This is a genomic window from Brevibacterium sp. UCMA 11754 (assembly GCF_021532275.1).
In the GTDB taxonomy this organism is placed as follows: domain Bacteria; phylum Actinomycetota; class Actinomycetes; order Actinomycetales; family Brevibacteriaceae; genus Brevibacterium.
Genome location: NZ_JACBOT010000034.1, coordinates 34,219 through 48,788, shown reverse-complemented (window position 1 = coordinate 48,788; position 14,570 = coordinate 34,219). Strand labels below are relative to the sequence as shown.

Below are 14,570 nucleotides of genomic sequence, written 5' to 3'. Positions count from 1 at the left end.
CCGCTTCAGTCGGCGTTGAACGGCCTCAGGCGGCGTTGAACGACCTCAGGCGGCGAAGCGGATGATCGGCTCGCCTGACCGCACCGAGACACCGGAATCGACGAGCACCTCGGAGACGGTGCCGGAATGACCAGCCTTGAGCGGCTGCTCCATCTTCATCGCCTCGATCACGGCCAGGGTGTCACCGGCTTCGACAGTGTCACCGGCTGCCACGGAGACTGACACGATCGTGCCCTGCATGGGTGCGTTGAGCGAGTTCGAGTCGTCGGCCAGCTGAGCGCCCTTGCGGCTGAGGCTGCGCTTGCGGCGCGGCACACTCGGGCTCGGGACATGCCCGAGGTCGGAGATGACGTCCTTGGGGACCGAGACGGTCATCCGGCGGCCATCGACCTCGACCACAACACTGAAACTATCGGCTGCTGTGCTCATCTGATCTCCTGGTTGAGGGTCGGCAAGTGGATTGACGAAGGTGGTTTCGAGCCAATTGGTCCAGACGTCGAAGTCCTGGGCGAAGGCCTTCTGCGCGACGAGTACGCGATGAAGGGGAAGCAGAGTCGATACGCCCTCGATGCGGTACTCATCCAAGGCCCGTCGAGCTCGAGCCAGAGCCTGGTTCCTGTCGGCTCCGGTGATGATGAGCTTGGCCAGCATCGGATCGAAGTCCGTGCCGACGACACTTCCTTCACCGATGCCTGAGTCAAGACGCACGCCAGGCCCGGCCGGAGCCCGGTGGTTCTTCACCGTGCCTGTGGCAGGGAAATACGTCGTGGGGTCTTCGGCATTGATGCGGAACTGGATCGAGTGACCGCGAACCTGTGGGAACGCCTCCGGGAGGTGCTCTCCCGAGGCGATGCGCAGCTGCCAGGCGACGAGGTCGACGCCGGTGACCTCTTCTGTCACCGTGTGTTCGACTTGGATCCGCGCGTTGGCTTCCATGAAGATGATCGTGCCGTCGGTGCCCAGGAGGTATTCGCACGTGGCTGCACCTACATAGCCGACATGGGCGAGAACGCGGCTGGAAGCCTCGGTGACGAGTCGCTCCTGATCGGGGGTGAGGAACGGCGCTGGGGCCTCCTCGACGATCTTCTGATTTCGGCGCTGCAGGGTGCAGTCGCGGGTGGAGAGGACCTGCACGTTGCCGTGGGCATCGGCCAGGCACTGGGTCTCGATGTGGCGCGGGCGCACAATCTGCTTCTCAATGAGGCATTCGCCGCGTCCGAAGGCACTGAGCGCCTCACGGGTGGCAGCGGTGTAGGCGGTCTCGAGGTCCTCGGCTGCGGCGCAGGCGCGAAATCCCCGTCCGCCGCCGCCGTGCACGGCCTTGATGACGACCGGATAGCCGATCCTGTGGGCCACCTCGGCGGCCTCTTTCAGATCTGCGACGGCGCCGTCGGAGCCGGGAGCGACCGGAGCAGAGACAGCCTCGGCAACCTCACGAGCACCGGACTTGTCACCCAGGAGCTCGATCGCCGACGGGGGAGGACCGATCCAGGTCAGACCGGCCTCGATCACGGCCTGAGCGAACAGGGCGTTCTCGGCCAGATATCCGTAGCCGGGGTGGATAGCATCGGCACCGGAGCGTTTGGCCAGGGCGAGGATCTTGTCGATGTCGAGGTAGGTCTCCCCGGGGCCGACTCCGTCGAGGAGCCAGGCGTCGTCGGCCAGATGCACGAAATCGGCGTCCGAATCCGCGCGGGTGTAGACGGCGATGGCTTTGACACCGAGGTCGTGGGCCGCCCGAATGATGCGCAGCGCGATCTCACCGCGATTGGCGATGAGGACGCGGCGCACAGCAGCAGTGGGGACGCGGGTGTGCAATGGTGCAGTCGACTGTTCGGGGAGAACTGTGGTCATGGCGCTCCTTTGTATGATCACAGAACAATTTAGAGATCGACACCAAGCGTTTGTAGGTCAGAGATAAAAACTTCGGCCGAAAACTTCAAAGGCTTCGGGCGTGTCCGTCTGCCCTCAGTGATTCTACTCGCGTGGTGACCACAGATCGGGCCAGAACAGGCCCGCGTCGCGGACCAGATCACGGATCACGGGGAGGCTGAGGCCGAGGACGGTGAGATGGTCGCCCGCAAGGCGTTGGACGAACGCTCCTCCGTACCCGTCGATGGTCAGTGCACCGGCTACGTGGAAGGGCTCCTCGGTCGCGATGTACGCCTCGAGCTCCTCAGGAGTGGGCTCGCCGATGAGCACCGAGGTCGTCGATCGCTTCGAACGGATATCGACGAGCTCGAAGTTCGACGTAGACGAGTTCGCACGTCTGAGCACGGCGAGCGTGTGTCCCGAGTGCAGCTCGGTCCACGCCCCTGCTATGTCCGCCCACACCTCACGTGTGCGTTCGGCTGTTCCGGGCTTGCCGATCGCTTCGCCCTCGTGTTCGAGCAGTGAGTCCCCGGCAATGATCACTGCGGTATCCGCTGCGGCCAGCTGCGTGGGAGGGGAGGTGAGCACACGGTCGACGACGGCACGCGCCTTCGCCTCTGACAGAGCCATGGTCAGATCCGAGACGGAACCCCCAAAACGTGACTCGATGGCGGACTCGTCGACCTCGGAGACGATGATGATCGGATCGATTCCCGAAGCGGTGAGGATCTCTCGACGGGAAGGGGACTGCGAGGCCAGGACGACAGGGATCACGAGGCTGCCTCAGCTTCGGGGACAGGATCGGCGTCTGTCCCAGGTTCCGTCTCCGACTCCGGTGCAGGGACCGGCCTGCGCGCGCCCTCGCCCTTCTCCGGGATGTCGAGGCTGCGGTCGACCTCGATGGGGGCCTCGATGCGATCGGCGATTGCTGCGAGAACGGTCGACGACAACTGGGCATAGCCCAAAGTGCTGGGGAATCGCCCTGACTCGTTGAGCAGTGATCTGCGTGTGGTCCCACTCAGCGAACCGGTGGCTCGCAGCGGAGTGGCGCGGGCAGCCAGGGCCGCCAGCCACTGCGAGCCGGCGAGCACCCGGGAGGTTCTTCGCAGGGAGGTCTTGAGCGGGTCCCGCAGGCCCGGAAGGCCGCCGAGGTTGGGGCAGACCAAGACGAAGACCGTGTACCTGCCCTCTCTCTGGAGTCGATTGATCGCCTGGTTGAGCACGGGAATGCCGATGGTGCCGTGAATCGGGTGGATGATGTCACCGGTACCGATGGAGATGATCGCGAATCGACGCTGCTCGGTCCACGAATCGGAGAGCTGGCGTGAGAGCCAGGCGGAGCGCAGGATCTCATCGACCTGCCTCGGCAGGTCTTCGGACAGAGCTGAGGGGAGCGCGGTTGATTGGACGCGAACGGTGGTGCCCAGGATGCGGCCAAGCCCCCGGGCGATGAGGTTGGGAGGAGCCAGCGTCGGGTCGTCGACATCGATTCCACAGAGCCATGAGTCTCCGATGATCGCCAGCGCGGCGGAATCCTCGTCGTCGTAGTTGCGTGGGGGAGCGACCGCCTCGGCGAAGGTGGAATACGCGCGCTGGGCGTCGTCGTCGAACGCTTTGCGAAGCGCGCCTGCCTGGTGGCGGAGGAGACCAACGGCCGACGCGCCGACACCTACAACGGTCCCCGTCATGGTGGCCAAGGTGTACAACATGCGTTTTCCCACGAAATTCCCTCCTTTAACCGTCATCATTGCACTTGTCCGAGCTTCCCAACAACTATTGTTGAGTTATGTCTGACAATGAGAAGAAGCAATCCCCGAACCGGTTCCGTGGGGCCTGGGACGCGTTCCGCAAAGGCCGAAACGATGGCCGATCCAAACCTGCCGAGCAGCCTTCGCGTGTGCAGGACGTCAGCGCCGAGGAGATCGCGCACAGCCGTCTCGAAGCCGAAGCTGTTCCCTATGTGGCACCGGGCCTCAAGCTCGCAGCCGCATGGTCCTGGCGGTCGCTCGTCGTGCTCGTTGCCATCGGCGTCGCTTTCTGGCTGCTGGCGAAGATCTCGAGCGTCGTTCTGCCGGTGCTCATCGCCCTCCTGCTCACGGCCCTCTTGGCGCCGTTCACCACCTGGATGGTGAAGAAGGGGCTGCCCCGTGTCGCCGCCGCTTTGACCGCCTTCCTCGGATTCATCGTCGTCGTTTCGGGACTCTTCACCCTCGTCGGGCAGCAGATCTACTCGGGTATGCCAGACCTCGTCGATCAGGTGATCACAGGATTCGCCGGCATCAGCGATTGGTTGGCCAGCAGACCCTTCGGTCTCGATGCTTCGACAGTCACCCGTTATATCGACGATTCACTCGATGCGGCCACGAACTTCTTCCAGAACAACAGCTCACAGCTCCTCGGCGGAGCGCTGCAGGCGACGTCATCTGTCGGCACCTTCCTCACCGGTGCTGCGGTGTGCCTGTTCGCGACCTTCTTCTTCCTCTATGACGGAGAGAAGATCTTCCGCTGGTCGATGCGTCTGCTCCCGCTGCCGGCTCAGCCAGTCGCCACCGGAGCGTCGGAGCGTGGCTGGACCACCCTCGTCCAGTACGTGCGTGTCCAGGTCCTCGTGGCCGGTGTCGACGCCATCGGCATCGGCATCGGTGCGGCGTTCCTCGGGATCCCCCTGGTCATTCCGATGACAGTGCTCGTGTTCCTGGCCTCGTTCGTCCCCGTCGTCGGTGCAATCGCCTCGGGTGTCGTGGCTGTGTTGGTCGCTCTAGTCTCGAGCGGTCCTGTCAGTGCCCTCATCATGCTGGGTGTGGTCATCGCCGTACAGCAGATCGAAAGCCAGGTCCTGCAGCCCTTCCTCATGGGCAAGGCTGTGTCCGTCCACCCCTTGGCAGTCATCCTCGCGGTGACCGGTGGTGGCTTCCTGTTCGGCATCGTCGGCGCTCTGTTCGCTGTTCCTCTGGTCGCCGTCCTCAATACGGTGGTGACCTACATCGTCCGTGCCAAGAACCCGAACAGTGCGTCCGATGGTGAAGGGGATGAGGCCGCGGCTGTCCTCGAGCGGGCAAAGGACAAGCTCGATACCGCTGTCCACGAGGCTGCAGTCGAGACATCTGACGGTGACTCGACGAAGGGCGACAGCCGGACCGACTGAGTGGGCCTGATCCAGTGGATCAGCACAATGAATGAAGCAGCAGCATGAATGAAGCAGTGGGCGGGTGATCATCACCCGCCCACTGCTTCATTCTGTTTGGTGGCTGCACCCCGTTCGGAGCCTTCGATCAGCCGGAGAAAGGCTCGATGCCCTTGACCTCGACCTTGATCTCCTTGCCGTTGGGAGCTTCGTAGCTGGTCTTTCCTCCGACGGCGACACCGAGAACCGCGGCGCCCAGTGGGGACTTCTCCGAAAACACATCGATATCCGAATCGCCGGCGATCTCACGGCTGCCCAGCAGGAACCGCATGTCGTTTCCGGCCACCTTCGCGGTGACGACGGAACCGGGGGAGACGGTTTTGCCATCGCTGTCGCTGGATCCGACCTTCGCGGACTGCAGGAGCAGCTCGAGCTGGCGAATGCGTGCCTCCTGCTTGCCCTGCTCCTCGCGCGCCGCGTGGTAGCCGCCGTTCTCCTTCAAGTCACCCTCGTCGCGGGCGGCTTCGATCTTCTCAGCAATCTCTGCACGTCCCGGTCCGGAGAGGTGTTCAAGTTCCTGCGACAGGCGGTCGAAGGCTTCCTGAGTCAACCATGTTTCTTCCTGGGTGACATCCTCGGTCATGACTTCTCCTTCTTCGGTTCGGCGCACTGACAGGCGCGTCAGGCAACGAAAAACCGGGCGTTGGGTACGCCCGGATGTTGAATGAAACTACAGTCTAACGCATCTGCGCGCGAAAACGATGATCTCCGTCACGCGCGCTTACAGCTGTTGTGGGCGCTGCGCTCGTGACGGATGCGAGGCGTATCGTTTCCCACGAGCAGCGTGCAGAAGTTGCTATTCGAACCAGCAGGCGTCGGCGTGTCCGGACGACGCGAACTGTGTCGTGGCCAGATCGACGTCCATCTGTCTGGGCGAGTTGGGGTCGGCGGCAGGATCGGCCGGGAGAGTGATCTCGGTGAAGCCGACGATGGCCTCATTTTCGTTCGTCGCCTGCACGATGCAGTGAACATCCCGATCCTGATCAGGAAATATTGCCACTGTGACCTGTGTTAACGAAGAGTCGACAACTGAATAGTCGAGTGTCTTGGGGGTCGTGGGATTGGTCTGTGGACGAAATGCCACAAACGCAATCGCGATGATCAGGGCAGAGACGATGACGACGGCGATGATCTTGGCTGTTTTTCCGAGATGCCGTTTGGGCTCGCGGACACGGCCGTATCGATCATCATGCAGTGGCTTTCCCACTGTTACCTCAGTCATTGAATTCCTCATCTACGAACATTGCGCACTAATCTAGAGTAGTCGATCCGTCTCCTGCGATCATTTCAGCCATTGCGCAGGAAACGGGACGTCACCAGGCTGAATCGAAAGGGACACACCAAACATGACTTCGCTTCCGTACCATGGACTGCGTCTGCTGACGGTTCATGCTCATCCTGACGACGAATCCTCGAAAGGTGCTGCCACGAGTGCGAAGTACGCGGCACTCGGAGCTCGAGTCCTCATCGCCAGCATGACCGGTGGTGAAGCCGGAGACATCCTCAACCCTGCACTGCTGCAGAGCCCGAAGGCCAGCCGCGATATCGCGGGCCTGCGTCGCGAGGAGATGGCCGCGGCCGCAGCGGCTCTGGGCGCCGAGCATGTGTGGGTCGGACACGTCGATTCAGGACTGCCCGATGGTGACTTCGACAACCAGACGCCTCCCGGCTGCTTCTACCGTGTCCCCGACGAGGTGGCCATGCTGCCCCTGGTGCACATCATCCGCAGCTTCCGCCCTCAGGTTGTGACGACCTACGACGAGCTGGGCGGGTACCCTCATCCCGATCACATCAAGAACCACGCCGTGACGATGGCGGCTGTGGCGGCCGCAGCCGATCCGGAGAAGAATCCGGAACTCGGTGAACCCTGGCAGGTTGAGAAGGTCTACTTCAATCAGGACCTGTCCGCGAAGAAGTGGGTGACCATCCACGAGAAGATGACCGAGGCGGGTCTCGAGTCGCCCTTCGCCGACCACATCGAGGACTTCAAGAAGCGCGATGCCCAGCGGGTCAACTGGTTGAGCACGACGATCGACTGCGCAGAGTTCTTCCCCTCACGTGATCGTGCTCTTCTCTCCCACGCCACACAGATCGACCCGGAGGGCGGGTTCTTCTCCGCCTCACGCAAAGCCGCGCGCACCTATTGGCCGACGGAGGAGTTCGAACTGGCTGTCGACAACACCGGCCGGACGCCTCTGACTCCCGGCGTTGATTTCCAAGAGACTGATCTCTTCGCCTCGGTGACCATGGATGATGGCCGCAAGGTGCCGGCAGAGGGCATGCTGCCTGCATCACCAGACGAAGACGACTACGACGAAGCGACAGGTGAGAGCGCATGATTCTGGCTGCAGCGCAGGCCGCGACCCCCAGCCGAGGCCCCGATCCCGACCTGGTGACTCCCGGCACGATCGGCTTCTTGTCGACTTTGGTGATCGTCATCTTCGTGATCTTCCTCATTCGCGACGCGCTCAAACGAGTTCGGCGTGTGCGCGCACGGGCCCATGCCGATGATGCGTATCCGATCCCGATGCGCAAGCATGCTGTGCCCAACCAGTCGAAGCTCTCCGGCGAGTCTGCGCCGGTGCCGGATGAGGAGCCGTCGACGGTCGAGGCCGAGAAATCGGAGACTGAGCACGGCGACGCCGCGCAGGGCGAACCAGAGCAGCGCGTCGAGCAGCACAAGCCCTTCAGCTGAGTACGAGCCCAGCCGCGTCACTGACCTGACGGGTCAATACACACCTAGTACGCGGCCACCGCGGCGACAAGGAGTGCGGCAAGATGGCAGCCGTAGCCAGCGATCGTGAGGATATGGAAGATCTCGTGGAAGCCGAGCCACTTCGGTGAGGGATTGGGCTTTTTGATTCCGTAGATCACGGCACCGACGACATAGCAGACCCCGCCTGCCACGACGAGGATTCCCACCGCGGGATTGCTCGCCCAGATCTGGGGAATGTAGCCGACTCCGGCGACGCCGAAGCCCACATAGATGGGAACGAAGAGCCACCTCGGCGCGGTTGTGAAGATGGTCCTGAAGGCTGCCCCCAGAATGGCCGCGCCCCAGAGGACGGACAGGAGCAGGATCGTCTGGTCTGTGCGCAGGGTCAGCACCGCCAGGGGCGTATAGGTGCCCGCGGTGATGAGGAAGATGTTCGCATGGTCGAGTCGGCGCAGGATCAGTCGAGCCCGAGTGCGCCACCGTCCCCGGTGGTAGACAGCGGAAGTTCCGAAGAGCAGCATCCCGGTGATGGCGAAGATCGCGGCGGCGATCCGCGATTCGATGGTGGGGGAGATGATGACCAGAGCCAGGCCGCCGAACATCGCCAATGGAAAGGCTGCGGCGTGGAACCAGCCACGCAGCTTGGGTTTGACCTGACCGGCCAACTTGTCCAACTCACGCCGCAGAGCGGAGCGCCTGCGGGCAATGTGCACAGGGTAGCCTGATCGCGACTCCGCTGAGGATGTGGAGTCGACTGACCTCTGACCTTCGGAGCCCGGTGAAGATGGTTCAGTGACTGGAGCGTTCATGGTTCCAGGATATCGACCTCAGCTGAGGGATCGTGCAACGGCATCCTCGGCGGAGTCGCCGAAGGCGTGAAGCCGTTCGGGATAGTACTGTGTAAGGTGGTCGAACCGACCGGAAATCGAGTGTGAAAGAGGACAGTGTGGCGCGACCGGTGAGCCTGCTCTACCGTCTCTATGAGCGGCGGCTCCTGCGCGAGCTGGACAAATCTGTACCCGTGCCCAGGCACGTCGGTGTCATCACCGACGGCAACAGACGCTGGGCGAAGGAATTCGGTGCCACCACCGCCGACGGGCACAGGGCCGGAGCAGAGAAGATCGTCGAGTTCCTCGGCTGGTGCGACGAGATCGACGTCGATATCGTCACGCTCTACGTCCTGTCCAAGGAGAACCTCGCCAGATCCGCCGAGGAGGTCGAGGTCCTCATCGAGATCATCTCCGATCTGGTCGAGAAGATCGCAGCCCTCAAAGGCGTGCGGGTGCAGTTGGTCGGGGACCTGGAGATCCTGCCACCGGGCCTGCGGGCACGTTTGGAGGCGGCCACCTCGGCGGGGGACTGCCAGATGCGCGTCAACGTCGCCGTCGGCTACGGAGGACGGCAGGAGATCGTGAACGCGGTGAAGTCCCTGCTGCGCCTGCGCACGGATGAGGGTACAGACCTGGAGACGATCATCTCCGAACTCTCCCCGCAGCAGATCAGCGAACACCTCTACACCAAGGGGCAGCCGGACCCCGACCTCATCATCCGCTCGTCCGGTGAGCAGCGCCTGTCCGGGTTCCTCATGTGGCAGAGCGCCTATTCGGAGTTCTATTTCTGCGAAGCGTACTGGCCCGACTTCCGTCGCACCGACTTCCTGCGTGCGGTCCGCGACTATGGACTGCGCCAGCGCCGCTTCGGAAAATAGGTCTCGGGCTCACCTCGGTTCATACGAAGTTCACGCCCACGACTCTCCCGAACACGCGTGCCGTCACTCATCCGGCATCGATTCGGGGATAGGTTGGCAGTAGTTGGTCGACACCAACCCGAGATCAGGGGGATGTCAAGACTCGGATCTCGGCGGTACTCACGCCACAGGGGTCCTCATGACCGCACATACCCACACTTACGTTCTCGACACCTCGGTGCTGCTCTCCGATCCGGGGGCACTGTTGAGATTCGCAGAACACCATCTCGTAATTCCGCTAGTCGTCGTCTCCGAGCTGGAAGCCAAACGCAACCATCCGGAACTCGGTTTCACCGCCCGCAAAGCACTGCACATCCTCGATGACTTCCGGTCCGAGTTCGACCGGCTCGATGAGCCGATACCTGTCGGCGATGCCGGCGGCACATTGCGGGTCGAACTCAATCACGTCGATGCATCGACGATGCCGGTCGGCTTCGACCGTTCGGAGAACGACACTCGCATCCTCGCAGTGGCCCGGAATCTGGCCGCTGAAGGCCAGGACGTCATCGTGGTCACTAAGGATGTGCCTATGCGCGTGAAGGCCTCGGCCCTCGGGCTGCACGCCGAGGAATATCTGGCGGAGCTGGCCACCGACTCCGGGTTCACGGGGATGAGCGAACTGTCACTCGACGAGGCCGAGATGTCGCAGTTCTACGAAGAAGGGTGGGCAACCACCCAGGCGGTCTCCGATGAGGTCGTCAACACCGGCGTCGTCATCACCTCACCTCGGGGCTCCGCACTCGGTCGTGTCCGCTCGGGCAAGCGGGTGTCGCTGGTGCGCGGTGATCGTGACATCTTCGGCGTCCATGGCCGCTCCGCCGAGCAGCGAGTAGCCATCGACATGCTCCTCGACGATGCGCTGGGAATCGTGTCCTTGGGAGGTCGAGCCGGAACGGGGAAGTCCGCGCTCGCGCTCATGGCAGGCCTGCAGAAGGTGCTCGAGGAGAACAGGCATTCGAAGATCATGGTCTTCCGGCCGATCTATGCCGTAGGCGGCCAGAGCCTCGGGTTCCTGCCCGGCAGCGAGGGCGAGAAGATGAACCCGTGGGCAGAAGCGGTCTTCGACACGCTTGGGGCTCTGGTCAGTAAGAACGTCATCGAAGAGGTGATGAACCGTGACTTGCTCGAGGTTCTGCCGCTCACCCACATCCGCGGCCGGTCCTTGCATGATGCGTTCGTCATCGTCGACGAGGCACAGTCGCTGGAACGCAATGTGCTGCTGACCGTGCTCTCACGCATCGGCATGAATTCGAAGGTGGTGCTGACCCACGATGTAGCTCAGCGAGACAATCTTCGAGTGGGTCGACATGACGGCGTCGCAGCGGTGATTGAGAAGCTCAAGGGCCACGACCTCTTCGCCCATGTCACCCTGACCAGGTCGGAGCGCTCCGAGATCGCAGCCCTGGTCACCGATGTGCTCGAGGAGTTCGATCCCTTCCGCTCCTAGCCTGCGCAGCGCGCACCGGCGACTCGAGAGGCGACGGCGCCGTCGACAGCCGACTTCAGCGTCGAGAGCTGACCTCAGCGTCGATGGGCGACCGTGGCCTTGAGGGGCGAGTTCAGGGAGTCTGCTCTCGACGCTGCGGTGTGCGCTCGATGAGGTGAACGCGAGGGGCCGGTTGCCAGGATGTGATGTCCTGGCAACCGGCCCCTGTGCTGTGCGACGTATCTGCTGTGTGGCCTACTCGCAGTCTGCGTGACTTACTTGTAGTCGCCGATCATCGTGGTGACATCGAGAGCCTTGTCGAGGTCAGCCTCGGTGATGGAGCCGTCGGAGACGAAGCCGAGATCCATGGTGGCTTCCTTGACGGTCATCTTGTTGGCCACGGCGTGCTTGGCGATCTTCGCCGCCGATTCGTAGCCGATGACCTTATTCAGCGGGGTCACGATGGAGGGGCTCGCCTCGGCGAGGAAGCGGGCACGCTCCTCATTGGCCTGGAGCCCGTCGATCATCTTCTCGGCCATCACGGTCGAGGAGTTCGCGAGCAGTCGAATGGATTCGAGCAGGTTTGACGCCATGACAGGAATGCCGACGTTGAGCTCGAAGGCGCCATTTGTCGACGACAGCGCAACAGTGGTGTCGTTGCCGATGACCTGGGCTGCGACCTGGATCGTGGCCTCGCAGATGACCGGGTTGACCTTGCCGGGCATGATCGAGGAACCGGGCTGCAGGTCGGGGATGGCGATTTCGCCGAGGCCTGTGTTCGGTCCCGATCCCATCCACCGCAGGTCGTTGCAGATCTTCATGTAGCCGTAGGCGATCGTGCGCAGTTGGCCCGAGGCTTCGATGAGTCCGTCGCGGTTAGCCTGAGCCTCGAAGTGGTTGCGTGCTTCCGTGATGGGAAGTCCGGTCTCTTCGGCGAGGATCTCGACGACGCGTGCGGAGAATCCGGCAGGAGTGTTGATGCCGGTGCCGACGGCAGTTCCGCCCTGAGGAACCTCGGCCACACGTGGCAGTGACGCCTGGATGCGCTCGATGCCGTAGCGGACCTGGGCAGCGTAGCCGCCGAACTCCTGTCCCAGAGTCACCGGAGTGGCATCCATGAGGTGTGTGCGGCCCGACTTGACGACCTGGGCGAATTCCTTCGCCTTCTTCTCCAGCGAGTTCGCCAAGGTCTCCATAGCCGGGATCAGCGTGTTGACCAGTGCCTTGGTCACGGCGACGTGCACCGAGGTGGGGAACACGTCGTTCGAGGACTGCGATGCGTTGACGTGGTCATTGGGATGAACGTCGATGTCCTGGGATTCGAGGGCCTTCGTCGCCAGGGAGGCAAGAACCTCGTTGGTGTTCATGTTCGACGATGTTCCTGAACCGGTCTGGAACACGTCGATGGGGAAGTGGGCGTCGTATTCGCCGGCGATGACCGCCTCGGCGGCTTTCTGGATGGCTCCGGCCCGGTCAGCATCGAGGACTCCGAGTTCCAGGTTGGCCTTCGCGGCTGCCTTCTTCACCTGGGCCAAAGCGGCGATGTGCGCCGATTCCAGGGTCTTGCCGGAGATCGGGAAGTTCTGCACGGCGCGCTGTGTCTGGGCGCTGTACAAGGCATCTTTGGGAACCTTCACTTCTCCCATGGTGTCGTGTTCGATGCGAAATTCTTCGCTCATAGTTGTCCTTTCCGACATGGTGTCTTGGCTGTTCGTCATAGTTTGTCGGCCGCAGCTGCGGCCGTGGTCAAGCGAAGTGGGTCGAGACCGCGTCTTCGTCACCGCCGTGCTGCGCGACGACCGTTGTGCGGCCGTCATGCAGCTGGTAAGTCAGGCCGACGATGATGAGGCGACCCTCTTCGACTGCGCGAGCGATGATTGCAGAGAGCTGCATGATCTTCTCCACCGTGTCCATGGTGTTCTGCGCGACCGTCTCATTGACGGTTGTGCGGCTGTTCTTGCGGGCCCTGGCCACAGTGGGCAGGATCCGGGCTACGACGTCGGAGATGAACCCGGGGGGAGTCTCTCCGGAGTCGTAGGAGTTGTATGCCGCAGTCACCGCGCCGCAATTGTCGTGACCGAGCACGACAAGCAGGGGAGTGCCGAGAATCTCGACCCCATACTCGAGGGAACCGAGGGTCACGGGATCGACGACCTGTCCGGCATTGCGCACGACGAACATGTCGCCGAGTCCGACGTCGAAGATCATTTCCGCTGCAACTCGAGAATCCGAACAGCCGAAGAGGGTGACGAACGGCATCTGGTTGTTCGACAGTGCCTCACGCCGAGCGGTGTCCTGATTGGGGTGCTGCGGGACGTCATCGACGAAGCGATGGTTGCCTTCGAGCAGACGGTTCCATGCCTCGTTCGGCATCAGTGAGATCCTAACTTCCGGTTGTCGGGCCAGGGATCGAATCGGTGGTGTCCGTATTCGACAGTGACCGGGGTGGATATCTGAGGGTGGGCTCAGATGAGTCCGCGGCGGGCTGCCTCCTCGGCGGCCTCGACATACGAATGGGTCTTCGCTGCTTGGTGCTCGGCGAAGACCGAACGCACGGTTCCCGACTTCGAGCGCATGACCAGTGAGTGAGTGGTGACGTGTCCGCCGTCGAACTTCACACCGTCGAGCAGGTCGCCGTTGGTGATGCCCGTGGCCACGAAGTAGCTGTTGTCACCGGTGACGAGGTCATCGGTGTTGAGTACCTTGTCGACGTCGAGGCCGGCTGCAGCCGCAGCCTCACGCTCGGAATCGTCCTGTGGCCACAGACGGCCCTGGATGACTCCGCCCAGTGCCTTGATCGCGCAGGCGGTGATGATGCCCTCGGGGGTGCCACCGATTCCCATCAACATGTCGACACCGGTACCGGGACGGCAGGCGGCGATGGCACCGGCGACATCACCATCGGTGATGAGCTGGATGCGTGCCCCCGCGGCTCGGATCTCGTCGATCATCGTCTGGTGGCGCGGACGATCGAGGATCATCACGGTCACAGAAGCCGGATCATTCGTGCCTTTGCCCTTAGCGACGCGGCGGATGTTCTCTGCCACAGGCAAGCGCAGGTCGACGGCATCGGCGGCAGCAGGACCGGTGACGAGCTTCTCCATGTAGAAGACAGCCGACGGGTCGTACATGGCACCGTCTTCGGTGACTGCCATGACCGAAATGGCGTTGGGCATCCCCAGCGCGGTCAGACGGGTGCCGTCGATCGGATCGACGGCCACATCGCAGTGAGGGCCTCCGCCGTCGCCAACCTGTTCACCGTTGAAGAGCATCGGCGCTTCGTCCTTCTCACCTTCGCCGATGACGACTCGTCCGGCCATGCGGACGGTCGAGATCACATTGCGCATTGCGGCGACAGCGGCACCGTCGGCAGCGATCTTGTCGCCGCGGCCCACCCAAGGAGCGGCTGCGATAGCGGCAGCCTCGGTGACTCTGACGAGTTCGAGGGCGAGGTTGCGGTCGGGAGCGTCGGCTCCGACCTGTGCTTTCTGGGACCAGGTATCCGTCACAGCGACGGGAGGAGCCTCGGCATCCACTCGGCCTCGGTCATGATGAGATTTCACGTCAGCAGATTCATTGGAGTCACTCATAAGTCCAATTGTGCCACCCCACACGTTCGGCGCCG

At 62.8% G+C, this 14,570-nt stretch carries 14 protein-coding genes; 5 read left to right on the top strand and 9 right to left on the bottom strand.

What is annotated here, in order from left to right:
* Positions 1–45: 45 nt before the first annotated feature.
* The 3 genes from HX613_RS19615 to HX613_RS19605 all read right to left on the bottom strand — a co-directional run bounded on the left by HX613_RS19615 (position 46) and on the right by HX613_RS19605 (position 3,593).
* Positions 46–1,854 carry an acetyl/propionyl/methylcrotonyl-CoA carboxylase subunit alpha gene (locus tag HX613_RS19615; RefSeq protein WP_235346866.1) on the bottom strand — a complete coding sequence of 603 codons (1,809 nt, stop codon included), beginning with the start codon at positions 1,852–1,854 and terminating at the stop codon, positions 46–48.
* Between the two features lie 123 nt (positions 1,855–1,977).
* Positions 1,978–2,646: a Maf family protein gene (locus HX613_RS19610; protein WP_235346865.1), complete on the bottom strand. Its 669-nt coding sequence runs from the start codon at positions 2,644–2,646 to the stop codon at positions 1,978–1,980.
* Positions 2,643–3,593 (bottom strand): SGNH/GDSL hydrolase family protein, encoded by a 951-nt coding sequence (locus HX613_RS19605; protein ID WP_235346864.1) that lies wholly within the window; start codon positions 3,591–3,593, stop codon positions 2,643–2,645. The genes HX613_RS19610 and HX613_RS19605 overlap by 4 nt, the downstream gene beginning before the upstream one ends.
* Before the next feature lie 65 nt (positions 3,594–3,658).
* Between HX613_RS19605 and HX613_RS19600 the strand changes: the two genes are divergently transcribed.
* Positions 3,659–5,017, top strand: coding sequence for an AI-2E family transporter (locus HX613_RS19600; protein WP_235346863.1), 1,359 nt, complete (start codon positions 3,659–3,661; stop codon positions 5,015–5,017).
* Between the two features lie 127 nt (positions 5,018–5,144).
* Here HX613_RS19600 and greA read toward each other — a convergent pair whose 3' ends face one another.
* On the bottom strand, positions 5,145–5,639 hold the full coding sequence (gene greA, locus HX613_RS19595) for a transcription elongation factor GreA (protein WP_235346862.1): 495 nt from the start codon (positions 5,637–5,639) through the stop codon (positions 5,145–5,147).
* 213 nt (positions 5,640–5,852) lie between these two features.
* On the bottom strand, positions 5,853–6,278 hold the full coding sequence (locus HX613_RS19590) for a DUF4307 domain-containing protein (protein WP_235346861.1): 426 nt from the start codon (positions 6,276–6,278) through the stop codon (positions 5,853–5,855).
* A 124-nt stretch (positions 6,279–6,402) separates the two neighbouring features.
* Between HX613_RS19590 and mca the strand changes: the two genes are divergently transcribed.
* Positions 6,403–7,395: a mycothiol conjugate amidase Mca gene (gene mca, locus HX613_RS19585; RefSeq protein ID WP_235346860.1), complete on the top strand. Its 993-nt coding sequence runs from the start codon at positions 6,403–6,405 to the stop codon at positions 7,393–7,395.
* Positions 7,392–7,751 (top strand): hypothetical protein, encoded by a 360-nt coding sequence (locus HX613_RS19580; protein WP_235346859.1) that lies wholly within the window; start codon positions 7,392–7,394, stop codon positions 7,749–7,751. Before mca ends, HX613_RS19580 begins: the two co-directional genes overlap by 4 nt.
* Before the next feature lie 44 nt (positions 7,752–7,795).
* Here the strand turns inward: HX613_RS19580 and trhA are convergent, their stop codons facing one another.
* Positions 7,796–8,581: a PAQR family membrane homeostasis protein TrhA gene (trhA, locus tag HX613_RS19575; protein ID WP_235346858.1), complete on the bottom strand. Its 786-nt coding sequence runs from the start codon at positions 8,579–8,581 to the stop codon at positions 7,796–7,798.
* A 137-nt stretch (positions 8,582–8,718) separates the two neighbouring features.
* Here trhA and HX613_RS19570 point away from each other — a divergent pair, with 137 nt between their 5' ends.
* Both HX613_RS19570 and HX613_RS19565 read left to right on the top strand, forming a co-directional pair.
* On the top strand, positions 8,719–9,480 hold the full coding sequence (locus HX613_RS19570; RefSeq protein ID WP_101619824.1) for an isoprenyl transferase: 762 nt from the start codon (positions 8,719–8,721) through the stop codon (positions 9,478–9,480).
* Between the two features lie 178 nt (positions 9,481–9,658).
* Positions 9,659–10,966 carry a PhoH family protein gene (locus tag HX613_RS19565; RefSeq protein ID WP_235346857.1) on the top strand — a complete coding sequence of 436 codons (1,308 nt, stop codon included), beginning with the start codon at positions 9,659–9,661 and terminating at the stop codon, positions 10,964–10,966.
* 254 nt (positions 10,967–11,220) lie between these two features.
* Here HX613_RS19565 and HX613_RS19560 read toward each other — a convergent pair whose 3' ends face one another.
* The 3 genes from HX613_RS19560 to glpX form a co-directional block, all read right to left on the bottom strand.
* On the bottom strand, positions 11,221–12,624 hold the full coding sequence (locus HX613_RS19560; RefSeq protein ID WP_235346856.1) for a class II fumarate hydratase: 1,404 nt from the start codon (positions 12,622–12,624) through the stop codon (positions 11,221–11,223).
* 67 nt (positions 12,625–12,691) lie between these two features.
* The gene (locus HX613_RS19555) at positions 12,692–13,318 is read right to left on the bottom strand and encodes a carbonic anhydrase (protein ID WP_235346855.1); all 627 of its coding nucleotides are present in this window, start codon (positions 13,316–13,318) and stop codon (positions 12,692–12,694) included.
* Between the two features lie 92 nt (positions 13,319–13,410).
* Positions 13,411–14,535, bottom strand: a complete 1,125-nt coding sequence (gene glpX, locus HX613_RS19550; protein ID WP_235346854.1) for a class II fructose-bisphosphatase — start codon at positions 14,533–14,535, stop codon at positions 13,411–13,413.
* Between the last annotated feature and the right edge of the window lie 35 nt (positions 14,536–14,570).

Bases quoted from the DNA above. Each gene is read 5' to 3' on its own strand.
- HX613_RS19615 (WP_235346866.1), bottom strand. From the start codon at position 1,854: ATGACCACAGTTCTCCCCGAACAGTCGACTGCACCATTGCACACCCGC.
- HX613_RS19600 (WP_235346863.1), top strand. From the start codon at position 3,659: ATGTCTGACAATGAGAAGAAGCAATCCCCGAACCGGTTCCGTGGGGCC.
- greA (WP_235346862.1), bottom strand. From the start codon at position 5,639: ATGACCGAGGATGTCACCCAGGAAGAAACATGGTTGACTCAGGAAGCC.
- HX613_RS19590 (WP_235346861.1), bottom strand. From the start codon at position 6,278: ATGACTGAGGTAACAGTGGGAAAGCCACTGCATGATGATCGATACGGC.
- mca (WP_235346860.1), top strand. From the start codon at position 6,403: ATGACTTCGCTTCCGTACCATGGACTGCGTCTGCTGACGGTTCATGCT.
- HX613_RS19580 (WP_235346859.1), top strand. From the start codon at position 7,392: ATGATTCTGGCTGCAGCGCAGGCCGCGACCCCCAGCCGAGGCCCCGAT.
- trhA (WP_235346858.1), bottom strand. From the start codon at position 8,581: ATGAACGCTCCAGTCACTGAACCATCTTCACCGGGCTCCGAAGGTCAG.
- HX613_RS19565 (WP_235346857.1), top strand. From the start codon at position 9,659: ATGACCGCACATACCCACACTTACGTTCTCGACACCTCGGTGCTGCTC.
- HX613_RS19560 (WP_235346856.1), bottom strand. From the start codon at position 12,624: ATGAGCGAAGAATTTCGCATCGAACACGACACCATGGGAGAAGTGAAG.
- HX613_RS19555 (WP_235346855.1), bottom strand. From the start codon at position 13,318: ATGCCGAACGAGGCATGGAACCGTCTGCTCGAAGGCAACCATCGCTTC.
- glpX (WP_235346854.1), bottom strand. From the start codon at position 14,535: ATGAGTGACTCCAATGAATCTGCTGACGTGAAATCTCATCATGACCGA.